The sequence below is a fragment of the Desulfobulbus sp. genome, assembly GCF_030824455.1.
Taxonomy (GTDB): domain Bacteria; phylum Desulfobacterota; class Desulfobulbia; order Desulfobulbales; family Desulfobulbaceae; genus Desulfobulbus.
In genome coordinates, this window is the sequence record NZ_JAVBXR010000063.1 from 1 (window position 1) to 15,286 (window position 15,286).

13 protein-coding genes are annotated in these 15,286 nt (G+C 60.9%); 2 read left to right on the forward strand and 11 right to left on the reverse strand.

Annotated elements, in window-relative coordinates:
* Positions 1-221: 221 nt before the first annotated feature.
* Positions 222-935, reverse strand: a complete 714-nt coding sequence (locus RCH93_RS08460) for a FadR/GntR family transcriptional regulator (RefSeq protein WP_306547918.1) — start codon at positions 933-935, stop codon at positions 222-224.
* A gap of 820 nt (positions 936-1,755) precedes the next feature.
* Here RCH93_RS08460 and RCH93_RS08465 point away from each other — a divergent pair.
* Together RCH93_RS08465 and RCH93_RS08470 are read left to right on the forward strand one after the other, a co-directional pair.
* The gene (locus RCH93_RS08465; RefSeq protein WP_306547919.1) at positions 1,756-2,379 is read left to right on the forward strand and encodes a DUF2284 domain-containing protein; all 624 of its coding nucleotides are present in this window, start codon (positions 1,756-1,758) and stop codon (positions 2,377-2,379) included.
* A gap of 48 nt (positions 2,380-2,427) precedes the next feature.
* Positions 2,428-2,706 carry a hypothetical protein gene (locus RCH93_RS08470; RefSeq protein WP_306547920.1) on the forward strand — a complete coding sequence of 93 codons (279 nt, stop codon included), beginning with the start codon at positions 2,428-2,430 and terminating at the stop codon, positions 2,704-2,706.
* A gap of 12 nt (positions 2,707-2,718) precedes the next feature.
* Here RCH93_RS08470 and RCH93_RS08475 read toward each other — a convergent pair whose 3' ends face one another.
* The 10 genes from RCH93_RS08475 to hypF form a co-directional block, all read right to left on the reverse strand.
* Complete coding sequence (locus RCH93_RS08475; RefSeq protein ID WP_306547921.1) at positions 2,719-2,889, reverse strand: hypothetical protein; 171 nt, start codon at positions 2,887-2,889, stop codon at positions 2,719-2,721.
* Positions 2,890-2,901: 12 nt separating this feature from the next.
* Positions 2,902-4,671 (reverse strand): putative sulfate exporter family transporter, encoded by a 1,770-nt coding sequence (locus tag RCH93_RS08480; RefSeq protein WP_306547922.1) that lies wholly within the window; start codon positions 4,669-4,671, stop codon positions 2,902-2,904.
* A gap of 85 nt (positions 4,672-4,756) precedes the next feature.
* Positions 4,757-6,271 carry a sigma-54 dependent transcriptional regulator gene (locus RCH93_RS08485; protein ID WP_306547923.1) on the reverse strand — a complete coding sequence of 505 codons (1,515 nt, stop codon included), beginning with the start codon at positions 6,269-6,271 and terminating at the stop codon, positions 4,757-4,759.
* Positions 6,268-8,760 (reverse strand): DUF3365 domain-containing protein, encoded by a 2,493-nt coding sequence (locus RCH93_RS08490; RefSeq protein WP_306547924.1) that lies wholly within the window; start codon positions 8,758-8,760, stop codon positions 6,268-6,270. The genes RCH93_RS08485 and RCH93_RS08490 overlap by 4 nt, the downstream gene beginning before the upstream one ends.
* Before the next feature lie 470 nt (positions 8,761-9,230).
* A complete protein-coding gene (gene hypB, locus RCH93_RS08495) occupies positions 9,231-9,941 on the reverse strand; it encodes a hydrogenase nickel incorporation protein HypB (RefSeq protein WP_306547925.1) in 711 nt (236 codons plus the stop codon).
* Positions 9,942-9,946: 5 nt separating this feature from the next.
* Positions 9,947-10,333, reverse strand: a complete 387-nt coding sequence (locus RCH93_RS08500) for a hydrogenase maturation nickel metallochaperone HypA (RefSeq protein ID WP_306547926.1) — start codon at positions 10,331-10,333, stop codon at positions 9,947-9,949.
* Positions 10,334-10,369: 36 nt separating this feature from the next.
* Positions 10,370-11,386, reverse strand: a complete 1,017-nt coding sequence (gene hypE / locus RCH93_RS08505; protein WP_306547927.1) for a hydrogenase expression/formation protein HypE — start codon at positions 11,384-11,386, stop codon at positions 10,370-10,372.
* Between the two features lie 21 nt (positions 11,387-11,407).
* Entirely contained in the window at positions 11,408-12,535 is a 1,128-nt protein-coding gene (gene hypD / locus RCH93_RS08510; protein WP_306547928.1) for a hydrogenase formation protein HypD, read from the reverse strand.
* The gene (locus RCH93_RS08515) at positions 12,532-12,810 is read right to left on the reverse strand and encodes a HypC/HybG/HupF family hydrogenase formation chaperone (protein WP_306547929.1); all 279 of its coding nucleotides are present in this window, start codon (positions 12,808-12,810) and stop codon (positions 12,532-12,534) included. Before RCH93_RS08515 ends, hypD begins: the two co-directional genes overlap by 4 nt.
* Entirely contained in the window at positions 12,801-15,161 is a 2,361-nt protein-coding gene (gene hypF / locus RCH93_RS08520; RefSeq protein WP_306547930.1) for a carbamoyltransferase HypF, read from the reverse strand. The genes RCH93_RS08515 and hypF overlap by 10 nt, the downstream gene beginning before the upstream one ends.
* Positions 15,162-15,286: the final 125 nt, after the last annotated feature.

Consider the following 15,286-nt stretch of genomic DNA (forward strand, 5'->3'; position numbering starts at 1 on the left):
TCATAATGGCCAAAAAATTGTTGAGCATTATGCACACACTCATCGTGCATCAGAAAACCTTCGATTATTCAAAGGCTTTTCAGGTTACGGCTTGACAATTCCCTTTAACGGGCATTTTGACCAGAGGGAAAAATCTCAAAAATGTTGATCACTCCCGGTCGAAATGACGATGCGGAGAGCCCTGACGGATGCCGGACCACAGGGCAGTACAGAGGCGCATTTCACAGATTGGCCAAATAATCACAGCTGCGCTGCTCAGCAAAACCAAGATGATTGAGCATCGCTTGGCGTGCGGCGTCGGCGTCTCTGTCGCAGATTGCAACCACAATGGCCACGTGGTGCTTGTATAGCAATCGATAGTCTTTTTTTGTGCGATACACCACTCGCCACACCCCTCCCTGAAACTCCTTCATCGCTTCAAAAAGGCTTTGTATCATGTGCAACCAAATGACGTTGTGACTGGCTCGGGCAATGCAGACATGCAGACGCGCGTCTAAGTCTTCCGAGGATTGCATGTCGATCAAATTGTCTTTCATCAGTGAGAGCACCTCTTCCATCTTGCGCAAATCCTCCGGAAGAGCTCGCTGGGCAGCGTAAAATGCAGCCCATGATTCGAGGCATTTACGCACTTCAATAACCTCGATGGCCCGATCAAGCGTTGTGCGGATCAGATCTCTGAGGGCTTTGCCCTGCTGTGAATCGATCAGTGACCGGACAACAGTGCCGCCTCCCTGATGCGACGCAACCAACCCCATTGCAGCCAACAGATTGAGCGCGTCGCGGACGGAAGGCCGCGAGACGCCGAACGCTCTGATTAATTCTCGCTCGGGAGGCAATTTTTCCCCTGGTGCAAATTCTCCCGCAAGAATGGACTCCCGTATCTGGTCGGCAATTTGACTTGAAATTTTTTTAGGCGTTACCGGTTTAAAAGGCATAAGAAAACCAGGACAGATCACATTTAACTTATTGGAATAAAATTAAAATATCCACGGTGTCGAATTTGCGAACATGTGCATGTTGACAACATGTAATACCAATCTGACGATTGCTTAGGGCTTTTTGCGGCAGTAAGGTCATTTACAACACTCAAACGAGATGTGCAGCTTGATGGATGTTTGTATCATTTTCTAACCATTGAGGCAAGAAATTGTATTAACAAAAACAGACAAATAAAATGAAACATCAACAATGAGCCTATCTTATGAAAAAGAATCCGATGATCATGATTTTTGTTATTGTACTTTTTTCATTTTTTACCCTTGGATGCTTAAACGTATCATCACACAACAATCAAAATTTTGAAAACAATGCAACTATCCAGTCGTTGATAGCCGAGCAAACAGGAATGATTGTTACTTTTCAATAAATCAGCATGATCTTTTAAACGGGTGCGGAGGGCCCTGCTTGTTATTTTTCCATTGACTCCCTGAGTCGAGCTGATACAGTCCCCCCATGCCACGTTGAGCCAAATTTGCGGTTGCCGGATTGCGACAGCGCGTCATCGCTCGCGGCGGTGTGGATTTTTTTTATTGACGATGTCGACCTGCGCAATCTTGCGGATCGCATGGTCGCCCCGCCTGCTGCCAACCCGGCGAACTTTGCTCTGCCCGATCAATTTTACCCAATATTTCTCACCTGTTGCTAACGAATACCGCCTTACCGTCGTCCTCCACCACGCGCCGGTTGCCAACCGGATACGCTATGTCGTTCAATCGCTGGCACAACCGCTCTTTTGTCCCCCACCAACACATAGCTATGCCAAACGAAAAGGAAAATCTGGAGGGGCTGAAGGCTCAAGCCCGATTTCTTGGGGCCACGGATGCGGCGATTATTCCGGCTCACAGCCTGAAAGTTGAGGACCGTTTTGCCGAGATGTGCGCCGCGCCCACCCGATGCGCCAGCTACGGACTGGCCCCCGGCTGTCCGCCGCATGCAATCAAGCCCGCAATTTTCCGCGAGCAGCTGGCAGGCTATCGCTACATTCTGGTTTTCAAAATCGACGCGCCCATTGCCGACCTGATGAACGAGCGGCGCTTGACCATTGCCCGCGAAATCCATCGCATTGCCGCCACCCTGGAACGGGCGGCCGCAAGCCGAGGCTGGGCGCAAGCGCGCGGATTGGCCGCCGGATCGTGTAAAGAATTGTTTTGCGGAGCGGAAGCAAGCTGTGCGGTGCTGGCCAATCAACTGCCCTGCCTGCGTCCGGACGTGGCTCGGCCTTCGCTTTCGGCGATGGGGGTGGACTTTGCGGCCCTGGCGCAGAGCGTGGGCTGGCGGTTTGGCCGGATCGATCCGGCGACCGCCCCCGAGCAATCAACAGACAGCGAACCAGCCATGGGCTTAATGGGCTTAATGGCCGGGCTGGTGCTGCTGGCGTAATCAACAACAGGAGGCATCTCCTCCGTTTGTCCAATCAAGGAAACAACGATGCACACCGACGAATACGAAATCTCCATCACCCGCGAACGCAACCACTGCCAGCAGGTAGTCAAGAAAACCCTGGCCAAACTTGCAGAGCGACGGCAGACATACGGCATGGACTATCCCGAGGCCGTGCTTGCCTGCGCCGAAGGTCGGCTCGCCATCAGTGAAAAGGAAATGGCCCTATGGCATGACGACGTCGAGGCGCTGCCCCAATGGGAACAGCGCCTCGAAGAATACCGAGAGGCCTTAGCCATGATGCGAATCTCGGCCTCACATTTTTAGCGTTTTTGTATCTCAGTGGCCGGCAGGGAAAAGCCACTTACTGAGGTAGTAGAGGAAAAACAACGAGCCAACGCCGATGCCGATGCTCCAGCGAATCAGGGACAATTCAACCGGCAGCAGAGGCTCGTACTCCATTTTTTTCATTTCTTCAGCCAGTTTGGGCTGTTCTTTCTTCTGTTCCATGTTGATCTCTCCTTAGATAATTGGCGGCTTGACGCCATGGAAAAAGAGCCATGAGATGAACAGGCCCACCCAGATAATAAAGCCAAACAGGCTGATGCAGTAGACCAGCGCCAGCTTGCCCAACCCCTCTTCCATCAGTTTCTTGAAGTTGGACACCAACCCGATGGTGAAGAAGCAGAGCAGGAAGAACAATCCCCGGAAGACGTCGCCCTGGCCGGATGAAGCCTTGGCCTTGCTCAGGAAGCTTTTCGGCTCCTTCATGGTGTCGTTGACCGCCTTCTGCTCGGCCTTGACCCCGTCCAGTTGGGCTTTGAGACCAGCCAGCGCCGTGGCGTCGGTGGTCGCCTTCATCTTGGTTTCAATCGAGGTGACCGAGGCCTTCAATTCAGCGGCCTGTTTCTCGGCCGGACCCATGATCTTGGCCGACGGCCAGCACATCACCACCAGGATGACAAAGGTCAGCACATAGCCAATGACGAATTTGGGGAAACGATGCCAGATCTCGCCGGCGTCGACCTTCTGCCCCGGTTTGACGTCGATCTTGGCGCACCAGATATAGGCCAGGATAAAGGCCCAAACGCCGATGAAGATGTCGATGAACATCTTGACCGTGGTGGCGGTCATGGTGACCCAGCCCTCGGCATAGTTAATGTTGGCCAGATCGAGCGCTTGGGCGCGAATCAGGGCGTCGGTGATAGCGCCGCTGGCAATGGCGCCGCCGTCGGATTTCACCGCCAGTCCCATCCAGGCGCCGGCGACCAGGGGTTCGGTCCAGAGGAAATACTTGGCCAACAGGGGCAAAATCACCATCTCCACGGCCACGAAAATAACCACCAGGGAAGAGACCATGATCGGCACGATGGGCCGGGCGCGGATGGCGCCGCCTGTGGCGATGGAAGCGGACACGCCGCAGATTGAGATGCCGGAAGCCAGAGGGGCTGACCACTCGCGGCTGAACTTAAAGTATTTGCGGGCAATGTAATAGACCACCGCCCAGTAAATGAGATAGGCCTCGACAATGGCGCAGAAGCCCCGGAACATGATGTTCGAGGCCAGACCAAAGGATTCGGCCGCCTTGATGCCCAGGCCGGCGCCCATGATGACGATGCCGGTTTTAATGTACAGCTCGGGCCGGGCCGCCTCTTTCATCATGTTGGCCAGGCCGGGGAAAAAGTTGCCGATGATCAGGCCGAGAATCAACGCAAAGATGAAGCCAAACTCGCCGCTCATGCTCATTGACCAGGGGATGCCGAACTTGGCGGCCTGATCCTTGGTGGCGGCGATGTAGGCGAAATGGCCCATGAACCAGCAGAGATAGCTGAGCCAGAAGGCCAGGGTGAAGCCAAACATGAACTTCGGCACGTTGGCCCCGAGGGCGACCGCGCCCAGGGTCATGATCACCAGGGCAAAGAGATAGGTGAGCGTGACCGACATGATCGAGGACATGCCCTTTTTCTCGTACTTCTGGCCAACCTGCAGTTGGGAGACGTCGCCTTCGGCAACGATGGTCGCCTCTTTGCCGTCTTTCTTTTTCACCGTGATCTTCTGACCGTCGATCTTGGTGATGTCGCCCGCCACGGTCTGATATTTGGCCCCAATGGCGGTGATTGCCTTGCCCGGATCAATCCAGACGCCGGTTTTGGCGCCCCAGCCGAGAAGATCCGTTCCCTTGAACGACCCCAGGCTGAGACCGAAAATGATGAGACCCAGGATCAAGGCGAGCCAATCCTCGCTAATCCAGCCTCCTCCCTCTCCCGTTTTGTGCGTGCTTTCTTGCGCCATACAACCTCCTCCTGTTTAGGTTTGTTTATGCAAGCGTGGAACCGGTCCTGGCTTCCACGAATTCAAACGATGTTTTCGCTGGTTATCAAGGGGCGCCATCGTCGGGCGATTTGGCGTCGCGAGCGTCGCCAGCCTCTAGAGCGCCGAGAGCGCGGAAAGTGGCGGCGTGTTCGCCCATCCGCGACAGCATTTTCTGCAGGGCCACCCGCGACAGCCCGGATATGCGCGCGGCCTCGGACACATTGCCTCGGGTCTGGGTCAGCAGATCCCGGACGTATTCCAGGGTAAAGGCGTTGACCACTTCGGCCTTGGCCTCCTTGTAGGCGGCCGGCGGGATTTTCGGCCCCCTGCCCCGCTCTGGGGCGAGATTGGCCCGACCGGAACCCTCTAGCACGGTGCGCACCAAGGCCATGTCCATCCGCGCGCCGGCGCAGAACACGGTCATCCGGCGGACAAAATTCTGCAATTCTCGCACGTTGCCCGGCCAGGGGCAGGACGACATCCACTGCAGGACCTCCGGTTCCATCTCCTTTTCAGCCAACCCCATTTCCACGCAGGTTCTCTGGAGAAAATGGCGGGCCAGCAAGGGGATGTCCTCGGCACGTTCCCGCAACGGCGGCACAGTCACGGTGAGCACGTTGAGGCGATAATACAGGTCCTCGCGAAAGGTTTTGTTGTGCAGGCAGGCCTCCAGATCCTGGTTAGTGGAGGCGATGACCCGAACGTCCACATTCCTGGATTCGCTTGAGCCCACCGGCCGGATTTCGCCGTTTTGCAGGCAGCGCAGCAATTTGGTCTGCACCGCCAGGCTGATGTCGCCGATCTCATCGAGATGCACCGCCCCGGTGTGGGCGGCGGCAAACAAGCCCTGGTGATCCTTGTCGGCGCCGGTGAAGGCCCCCTTGACGTAGCCAAAAAGCTCGCTCTCCAGCAGGTTTTCCGGAATCGAGGGGCAGTTGATCGCCAGAAACGGTCGCGCGGCCCGGGTTCCCAGCCGGTGGATCAGGCGGGCGGCCAGTTCCTTGCCCACTCCGGATTCGCCTCGGATCAGGACGGTGTAATCCGACTGGGCCACGGCGGCAATGCTCTGCCGCAGCTTGTGCATGGCCGGTCCTTCGCCCACCATCTCGCCCTGATCCTGTTGCGACAGGATCTGCCGCAGCCGGTTGTTTTCCTCCAGCAGTCGGCTGCGCTCCAACCCCTTGGCCGCCACCCGGAACAACTGCTCGGGCTCGATGGGTTTGGTGAGGAAATCGTAGGCCCCGGCGTGCAGCGCCTCGACCGCGGTTTCTATAGTGCCGTAAGCGCTGAGCACCACCATGCTCAGATCCGGCTGCAGCTTGAGCGCCTCGGCCAGCAACTGCATCCCGCCCATCTCCGGCATGCGCAGATCGGTGATCATTAGCTGCACCGGACGCGTCGCCAGAATCCGCAGGGCCTCCTTGCCGCTCAGCACCGCCTCGACCTGGGCCTCGGCAAAACGGCTGGCCACCAACCGGGCCAGGCCGCGGGCGAAATCCGGCTCGTCGTCGACAACCACAACGCCGATATGTTTGCCGTTGTCCGGCGCGCTTCCTGGGGTAAATGCAAAGCCGCTCACAGTCCATCCTCCACGTTGTGGACCGCAGGCAAAAGCACCGTGAATCGGGCCCCGCCCAGCTCAATGGATCGCGAGGTCTCGACCGAGCCGCCCACATCGGCGACCATGCCGTAGACCACGGTCAGCCCCAGGCCGGCGCCGGCCCCGATCTCTTTGGTGGAGAAGAAAGGATCAAAAATATGCGGCGCGTCTTCGGCCGCCACGCCCGGCCCGTTGTCGTCGACCTCGACCGCAACCATCTCGCTGTCGGTTGCGCCGCCGGCTGCAGTGTCGGCAGTGTTGGCTGCGGCAGCGACCATGCGGACGTGAACGCGCACGTCGCCGGTCTGCTCGGCTACCGCGTCGAGGGCGTTGATCACCAGATTGCTGATTACCTGTTCCAGTTCGCCCACGCCCATCCGCACTCGCAGCGGCTGGGGAGGACAATCCAAGGTCATGCGCACCCCTTTCTTGACCGCCTGCACCGAGAAGACCTCGGTGATGGTGGCGGCGACGCGGCAGGCGTCGGCTGTGCCCGATCCGGCCGCCTTGGGGCGGGCAAAATTGAGCAGATCCTGCAGCACCCGTTGGGCCTGGCGGGTGTGGCGCTCGATGATTTCCAGGTCCGTGGCCTGCTGCGGATCCGTGATTGTTTGTTTGAGCAGGCCGGCGTAGCAGAGAATCACCCCCAGGGGATTGTTGATCTCATGGGCCAGCCCGGCGGTCAGTTTGCCCACCGTGGCCATCCGCTCCGACTGCCAAACCTGCATCCGCATCCGTTTTTCCATGGTTGTTTCGCGCAGATAGACAACCACCTGGTCGGCAATGCCGTCGCGCCCCTGCACCGGATACAGGGAAAGGGCAAAGGAGCGGCCGCCGGCCAGGGTGACCTCGCGCAGATCGGGCACGCCTCGGCTGATGGTTTCGCGCATCGGGCATTGCTCGGAGCGGAGATCAAAGAACAGAGCCAGGATGTTGCCGTCGGTCCGCTCGCCGTGGGTCAGCTCCAGGGCCAGACTCCGCGCCGCCTGGTTGGCGGTGAGCACGGCGCAGCCGCCGTCCATCAGCACCAGGGGGTCAGAGATGCCCTCGACAATGGTGGTCAGCACGTTCATCTGGCGAAACAGGCTGTCGATGGCGGTGAGGTTCTCGGCGGCAATGCCCAGCTGCCGGCCCAGGGCCTGCAACACGTCGCGGTCGTGGCGCGCGGCCTCGGCCTCGGTCTGCCACAGCAGGATGAGCAAGCCCTCGGCGTTGCCGGTGCTGGACTCGACCGGCACAAACAAGCGATTGTCCACGGCCGCGCAGGCGCTGCCGGTCAGCACCTCGACAAAATTCTCAGGCAACGCGGGCATGTCCGCCGACTCCGGCCAGACAAACGAGCTCTGCGCCCCCATGGTGCAGACGTAGGCGATTCGCTCGGCGGCAAAGCGTTTGCAGATCTGGGGCAGGGCCAGTCGCCACAGCTCGGCCCGCGAGCGGCTCTTGTACATGTCTTCCAGAAGGCGGACAAACAGGCGAACGTCGGCCCGCCGCGCCTCAACCTCGCCGGTCAGGGCGTCGGTGCGTTCGTCCACCATCCGGCGCAGATTTTCGGCGTAATGCTGCAACTGGCCCCTGGCCTCGAACAGATGCTCGCTCATCTGCTCCATGCCTTCGACCAGCTCTTCAATCTCGTCGCCCTGCTCCAGTTGACGCAGCAGCGCCGACCCTTCGGCGTCGTCGACGTTGCGGCGAAACACCGAGTTGAGCCGTTTGAGGTTGTTGACCACCAGCACCTTGAACAGCACATTGGCGGTGAAAAAAACCAGCAGCACCACCAGGGCGAAAAACGCGAAATAGGTGAGGATTGTCCGCTCCACCCGGCCGACGCTGCCGTGCACTGAAATGCCGACAAAATCCACCCCGGCGACATCGCCCTGATGCTTGCCAAAGCCGCGCTGGCCATAGAGATTGAGCAGTTCGACCGGCGCATCCTCTGGGCGGCCGTGGCAGTACATGCACTCCTGCTCAAAACGCACCGGTCGCACCATCAGATAGTATTTTTCGCCGCCCAGCACCTTGTAGCCCTGCCAAAGTTCCTGGGCGCCGTTGTCGCGGAAATACTGAATCAGTTCGCGCTCGTGGCTGTTGGCCTCGTAGTCGGGGTTGCGGGCGCCGATGGCCACCCGACGGAACATGGCGCCGTCGCGGGAGGCGTTGACCGGGGCCATGATCTTGCGCGAGATGTAGGACGACGACATCGCCTGGATGACAAAGGCGGACGGCAACCGCTCATACATGGTCGGCCGGAGTACGTCGCGCACGTAATGCTGCACCGAATCAACGTGGGCCAGGATGAGCTTGGCCTTGTCCTGCACCTCTTCCTCCAGCACGTTGCGCATGTGGAGAAAAAAGCCGAGAGACGAGGCCACGCCAAGCAGCATGGCGGCCAACAACAACCCAGTGATGAATTTGGTCTGAATCTTCTGCGGCTTAGGAAGATGTATGAGATGTTTAGGCAGATGCATGCGGTGTCCAGCGCGCCCGCCGGCAACAGGGGCATCCGAGTCGGGCGCAAAAGCAATGATCAACAACCGGCAACGTTTTCGGCTCCGGTTCCACGCGTCGAGCGCCTGAGCAACGCCCGCTGATTGGTCTATCGCGGTGGTGTGCTGCAAGAGAGCAATCAAAAGCCGTGCCACCCTGTTTTCAATTTAAAATATGCGTAAAAACGATACGTTACATTGAACACACGGCAAGCGATTGCATCGTGACGTTGTCATATGATAACACAAGTTTGCATAGTGGCGAAAACTTGTGTTGTCACAAGCGGGGAATGGTCGGGCAGGCGGAGCGGATGGAGCGGATGGCCGCTATCGGGAGTTATCGAGCGGCTCTCGAACGCATCGAGCGGATGCAGCACATGGAGCGCATAGAACGCCATCGGGCGGATAAGGCCCGATGGCGCGGCGGGAAGGGACGGCTTGGGGGTGAAGCTTTACTTCTTCAGCATGTTCTTCAAATATTCAATCCATTGCTCAAACCCCTCGCCGGTGGTTGCCGAGAGCGAAAGGATCTGTAGGCCGGGCTTGAGCATTTGCGCCTCTTTCACGGCTTCTTCCACCGAGAAATCAAAATAGGGCAGCAGGTCGGTCTTGGTCAGCAGCACCAGGTCGGCGCTGCGAAAGGTGGCTGGATACTTGGCCGGTTTGTCCGAACCTTCGGGGGTGGAGAGGAGCACAACCCGCCGATGCTCGCCCAGGTCAAAGGTGGCCGGGCAGACCAGGTTGCCGACGTTTTCGATGAAGATCAGGTCATAGCCGCCGCCCTTGGCAAAGTGCTCCAGTACGTGCAGGCCGCCGTGGACCATGGGCGCGTCCAGGTGACAGGCGCCGCCGGTGGTCAGCTGCACTGCCGGCACGCCCTTGGCGCGGATGCGGTCGGCGTCGCGCTCGGTTTCGATGTCGCCTTCAATCACGCCAATCCGCACCGTGTCTTTCAAGGCCTCAATGGTCCGTTCCAGCAGGGTGGTTTTGCCGGAGCCGGGGCTGGAGATCAGATTGATCGCCAGGGCGCCCATCTGTTCGATATGGCCCCGGTTGGACTGAGCCTGTTTCTGGTTGGCTTCCAAAAGACTCCGGTTGACCTCAACCACCTTGGCGTCGTGGTGGTGATGGTCGTGCAGTTGACAGCCGCAGGTGTCGCACATGGCATTTACTCCATTTCTACTTGGTTGAGTATGAGTTCGGTCCCGCCTTTGGGGGAAAGCCGGTTGAGGCAGCACCAGGGACATTTCTTAGGGTAGTGGCTGGTCATGGCCAGTTCCAGCCGGTCGCTGGGAAGGGAAAAGGGAATGACCGAGACCTTGCCGCAGTCGAGACAGAGGTAGACCGGGTCCGGGGTTTCCAGTTCCAGCTCGGCCCCCCGGGCTATTTCCAGCGATTGCTTGAGGGCATTAAAGCCAAACTCAAAGGAATCGCGGACCACGCCGGAAAAGGGCCCCAGGGTGACCGACACCCGGTTGATGCGGACGGCGTGGTGTTCCTTGGCCAGATCGATCAGTTGGTCCAGCAGGCTCTGGGCCAGCGACAGTTCATGCACGGCGTTCAGTCTCCCTTCAGTAAAAAATACGCATGGTTAACATATTCGAGGCAGCGGCTGGCCGGTCAACGGTTCCAGCAGCCGCGAGCCGCCGATCCGGGTGGTCAGACTGACCCGACCCGGGTGACGTTCGCTCACCCAGCCGATCAGGGCCGCGTCTCGGCCCTCGGGCATTCGCCGGGCCAGCTGGAGGACATCCTCGGCCCCGTCCCGGTCGCAGATAATCAAACACTTGCCCTCGTTGGCCAGATAGAGCGGATCAAGGCCGATCATTTCGCAGGCCACATTGACGGCGGGCCGAATCGGCAGGCGATCCTCTTCAATCACAATTTCCACCTGCGAGGATTGGGCGATCTCGCACAGGGTGGTGGCCAGACCGCCCCGGGTTGGGTCGCGGAGCACATGTATCCGCCCGGCGTCTTCTTCCAGCAGGGCGCCGACCAGACGGTGCAGGGGCTGGGTGTCGCTGGCGATGTCGCCGCCAATGTCGATTCCGGCCTGGCGGCTCATGATGGTGACGCCGTGGTCGGCAAGGGTTCCCGAGACAATCACCGCGTCGCCCGGTTGCGCCTTCTTGCCCGAGATGTCGTGACGGTGCGAGGCCAGCCCGATGCCCGAGGTGTTGATGAACAGACCGTCCGCCTTGCCCCGGGGCACCACCTTGGTGTCGCCGGTGACCACCGCCACCCCGGCCTCTTCGCAGCAGCGGCCGACGGAGGCGACGATCCGCTCCAGGCTGGCGTAGGCAAAGCCCTCTTCAATGATCAACGCCAGACTCAGCGCCAGAGGGCGGGCGCCGCGCATGGCCAGATCGTTGATGGTGCCGTGCACAGCCAGGGCGCCGATGTCGCCGCCGGGGAAAAACAACGGGTCCACCACGTAGCTGTCGGTGGAGAAGGCGATGCGGCCGGCGTATTCGCCGAGCACCGCGCAGTCTTCCAGGTCCCGCAACTGCGGGCAGGTGAGGTGTTTGAGAATAAGGCCGCTGATCAGATGCTGGCTGGCCAGTCCGCCGCTGCCGTGGTCTAGGCTGATGATCGAGTCTGCTTTCATACCCACACTGGTTGCAGTTGATTAACGAAAATTCACACGTTCTCCGCCCTGGCCGCCCCGACCCTTCTGCCCGCTGTAGCGGTAATAGGCGGCGCAGGTTCCTTCATTGGACACCATGCAGGGGCCGACCGGCTGCAGGGGCGTGCAGGCCGTGCCGTAGAGGGGACATTCCGGCGGCAACAACCTCCCCTTGAGAATCTCGCCGCAGCGGCAGCCCTTGGGGTCGACGGCCGGCTGCACCTTGAGGGCAAGCTGTTGCACGGCGTCGAACCGCTGATATTTTTCCCGCAACACCAGCCCGCTGCCTCCAATCACCCCCAAACCGCGCCACTCGCTGTCGGCGGGTTGAAAAACCTCGGCAATCAGGGCCTGGGCTTTGCGGTTGCCGCCGGCGGTCACGGCCCGGGTGTAGCAGTTGTCGACCTGCGGCTGACCGTGGTTGATCTGCCGGATCAGACTGAGCAGGCCGGCCAGGATGTCGGCGGGCTCAAACCCGGCCACCGCGCAGGCCAGGCCGTACCGCTCGGCAAAAGGCAGGTAGGCGTCGGCGCCGATAATGGCGCTGACGTGGCCGGGGCAGAGCAGGCCGTCCACCTGCAGCTCCGGATCGGCCATCAGCGCCTCCAGGGCCTGGGGCATGGTTTTGGCGGCGGCAATGATCAAGAAATTCTCAATGCCCAGCCGCTCGGCCTGGAGGATGGTGGCGGCAATGGCCGGGGCCGTGGTCTCAAAGCCGATGGACGGGAAAACCACGGTGCGTTCGGGCTCGGCCTGGGCCAGGGTCAGGGCGTCGATGGGCGAGTAGACGATCTCCACCCGGGCGCCCTGGGCTCGGGCTGAGGCCAACGAACCCTCGCTGCCCGGCACCCGGATCAGATCGCCGAAGGTGGCAATAGTCACCTGGGGCAGACGGGCGGCGGCCAGGAAGGCGTTGATGTGGCTGGCCGGGGTGACGCAGACCGGACAGCCGGGGCCGGACAGCAGGGTCAGGCCTGGGGGGAGCAGCGAGCGGACCCCGTGGCGGAAGATCGACATGGTGTGGGTGCCGCAGACCTCCATGATCCGCACCGGCCGGGTCAGGCTGCGGGCGATCTCCTCCACCAGGGGCGCGGTGATTTCGCGGCTGCGGAAGGCGTCGGCGCATTTCATTGCGGCGCTTCAGGCAGACGCCCCTCCCGCTCCAGAACCTCGGCCATCTGCCGCATCAGGCTGAGATTGTATTCGGCCTCCTCCTCGGTCAGGGTGCGGATGGCAAAACCGGCGTGGATGATCACATACTCGCCCACCGCCGGGACCCGGTCGGCCATCTCCAGGCGGATCTGCTTGCGGACCCCGTCGCTTTCGACCAGCGCCACCTCGGGATCAAGCAGCTCGTCGCTGCCGCCCTGGATTGCAACCACCTGCATGGGAATCGCTAAACACATGGAAAACCTCCTATATAAGCCTGCCCCAGGGCAAGGCCGCCGTCGTTCATTGGCACAAGTTCGCCGGCATGCACAGTGAATTGCCGGTCGCGCAAGCGCTCGCTCAGGGTTGTAAACAGTAGTTTGTTCTGCATGCAGCCGCCGGCAAGAACCGCTGTGGTGATGCCGGTTTGCCGCCGCGCCTGCTCAAGGGCCGCGCACAGGGATTCGACCAGCCAGAGGTGAAACCGCAGGGCAATGACCGGAATGGGCAGGCTGGCGGCCAGATCGCTCAGAATCAGCCCGGCCAGCGGGGCCGAATCGATCAGCCACAGGTCGTGCCACTGGTCGTGTTCCTGGCGCAGGGTTGATGGATAGGCCTGGATGGATGCCGCGCTTGCTGCGTTTGCTGCGTCTGTTGCGCTAGCCGCCAGGCTTGCCTGATGCTCGAGCAGCATGGCGGCCTGGCCCTCGTATTCGCTGATCAGACAAAGCCCCAGCAGGGCCGAGACCGCGTCGAAAAGGCGACCGCAGCTTGAGGTGGGCGGACAGTTCAGCCCCTTGGCCATCATCTGGCCGAGCAGCTGCTTCTTCTCCGGGGCAATGGTCAGCAGGCCGGATGGATGGCGCTTTTCCGCAAGGCCGTCGGCGCCCAGCCCCTGATGCAGCAAGGCCAGGGCCATGCGCCAGGGCTCGGTCGCCGCCCGGTCGCCGCCCGGAAGGGGCAGATGCGACAGACGGGCCACCCGGGTGTAGCCGCTTCGGTCGGCCCGGTAGATCTCGCCGCCCAGCACCGCGCCGGCGGCGTCATAACCGGCGCCGTCCAGGACCACCCCCAGCACCGGCCCTGCAATCCCCTGCTCGGCCAGCACCGCGCCGATGTGGGCGTGGTGGTGCTGCACTTCGCGACAAGGAAGGGGCAAGCCGTGGGCGTAGCGGGAACTGAGATAGTCGGGATGCAGGTCGCAGGCCACCCGCTCTGGCCGCGCCTCCAGCACGGCGTGCAGGTGGTCGACGCTTTCCCGGTAAAAATCAAAATTTTCGGTGTTGGTCAGTTCGCCGATGTGCTGACTGAGGTAGGCCTCGTTGTTGCGCACCAGGCAGAAGCTGTTCTTCATCTCGCCGCCGCAGGCCAGGATGTCGGCGGCAGGTTCCTGCAGCAGCACCGGAACCGGCGAATAGCCGCGCGCCCGACGCTGCAGGCGCACCTTGTTGTCCATAATCCGGGCCACCGAGTCGTCGACCCGGGTGACGATTTCCCGGTTGTGGAGCAGGAACCAGTCGGCCAGACCGCGCAGTCGCCGCAGGGCCTCCTCGTTGCCGGTGCAGATCGGCTCGTCGCTGCGGTTGCCGCTGGTCATCACCAGGGCCGCCGGCGTCTCCGGCTGGCGGAGCAGCAGGTGGTGCAACGGGGTATAGGGCAGCATCACCCCGATCACCCCCAGACCGGGGGCAATGCCCGCAGCCAGCCCCGAACCCTGCCGCTGCTTGAGCAGCACAATCGGGTGTTCGGGCGCGCTCAGCAAGGCCGCCTCCTCGGGCGAGCACCAACAGAACCGGGACGCGATTTCCAGATTGCTGACCATCACGGCCAGCGGTTTTCCAGGTCGGTTTTTGCGGGTCCGCAACAGGGCCACGGCAGCCTCGGAACAGCCGTCCACAGCCAGATGCAAGCCCCCCAGCCCCTTGATCGCAACCACCCTGCCCTCGCCCAAAGCTCGGGCGGCGAGAGTCAGGCCGTCGCCGACAATCATTCGCCCCTCGGCATCATGCCAGCTCAGTTGCGGACCGCAGACCGTGCAGGCGTTGGGCTGGGCGTGGAAGCGCCGGTCCAGGGGATCGTGGTACTCGCGGTTGCAGGCCTCGCACATCGGAAAAACCCGCATTGAGGTGTTGGGGCGGTCGTAGGGAACCCGCTCGACAATCGAAAAACGCGGGCCGCAGTTGGTGCAGTTGGTGAAGGGATAGCCGAAACGGCGATTAGAGGGATCAAGAATTTCAGCCAGGCAGTCGTTGCACAGGGCCATGTCCGGGGCGATCTGGGTGCTGGGCCGGTCGGATCGTTGGCTGGGCAGGATGCGAAACGGCGCGTCCTGGGGCAGGGCTTCGGCGGGTTGGACCTCAAGCCTGCTGATGCGGGCCGCCGGCGGCGCCTGTTCGCGCAGGGCGCAGACAAATTGATCGAGCAGGGAGGGAGGACCGGAAATATGGACGGACACGCCCTCGCCGTTGTTGGTCACAGTGCCCGCCAGGCCAAGCCGGTGGGCCAGTCGGTAGACAAAGGGGCGAAACCCGACGCCTTGCACGATCCCATGCACAGAAATACGCAGCGCGCTGGTCAGGATCGGGGCTGGGTGCAGGGCCAAGGGCATGAAATCCTATTGCGGGTTAAATGGTGAACCACCACAAACAGCAACGCAATGCGCACAACCGCAAACGCGCCACATAGATTGCCGCCACTGTAGCAGCAAGCGGTTCTTTGCACCATCTTTTTTTG

Bases quoted from the DNA above. Each gene is read 5' to 3' on its own strand.
- RCH93_RS08460 (WP_306547918.1), bottom strand. From the start codon at position 935: ATGCCTTTTAAACCGGTAACGCCTAAAAAAATTTCAAGTCAAATTGCC.
- RCH93_RS08465 (WP_306547919.1), top strand. From the start codon at position 1,756: ATGCCAAACGAAAAGGAAAATCTGGAGGGGCTGAAGGCTCAAGCCCGA.
- RCH93_RS08470 (WP_306547920.1), top strand. From the start codon at position 2,428: ATGCACACCGACGAATACGAAATCTCCATCACCCGCGAACGCAACCAC.
- RCH93_RS08475 (WP_306547921.1), bottom strand. From the start codon at position 2,889: ATGGAACAGAAGAAAGAACAGCCCAAACTGGCTGAAGAAATGAAAAAA.
- RCH93_RS08480 (WP_306547922.1), bottom strand. From the start codon at position 4,671: ATGGCGCAAGAAAGCACGCACAAAACGGGAGAGGGAGGAGGCTGGATT.
- RCH93_RS08490 (WP_306547924.1), bottom strand. From the start codon at position 8,760: ATGCATCTGCCTAAACATCTCATACATCTTCCTAAGCCGCAGAAGATT.
- hypB (WP_306547925.1), bottom strand. From the start codon at position 9,941: ATGTGCGACACCTGCGGCTGTCAACTGCACGACCATCACCACCACGAC.
- hypE (WP_306547927.1), bottom strand. From the start codon at position 11,386: ATGAAAGCAGACTCGATCATCAGCCTAGACCACGGCAGCGGCGGACTG.
- hypD (WP_306547928.1), bottom strand. From the start codon at position 12,535: ATGAAATGCGCCGACGCCTTCCGCAGCCGCGAAATCACCGCGCCCCTG.
- RCH93_RS08515 (WP_306547929.1), bottom strand. From the start codon at position 12,810: ATGTGTTTAGCGATTCCCATGCAGGTGGTTGCAATCCAGGGCGGCAGC.
- hypF (WP_306547930.1), bottom strand. From the start codon at position 15,161: ATGCCCTTGGCCCTGCACCCAGCCCCGATCCTGACCAGCGCGCTGCGT.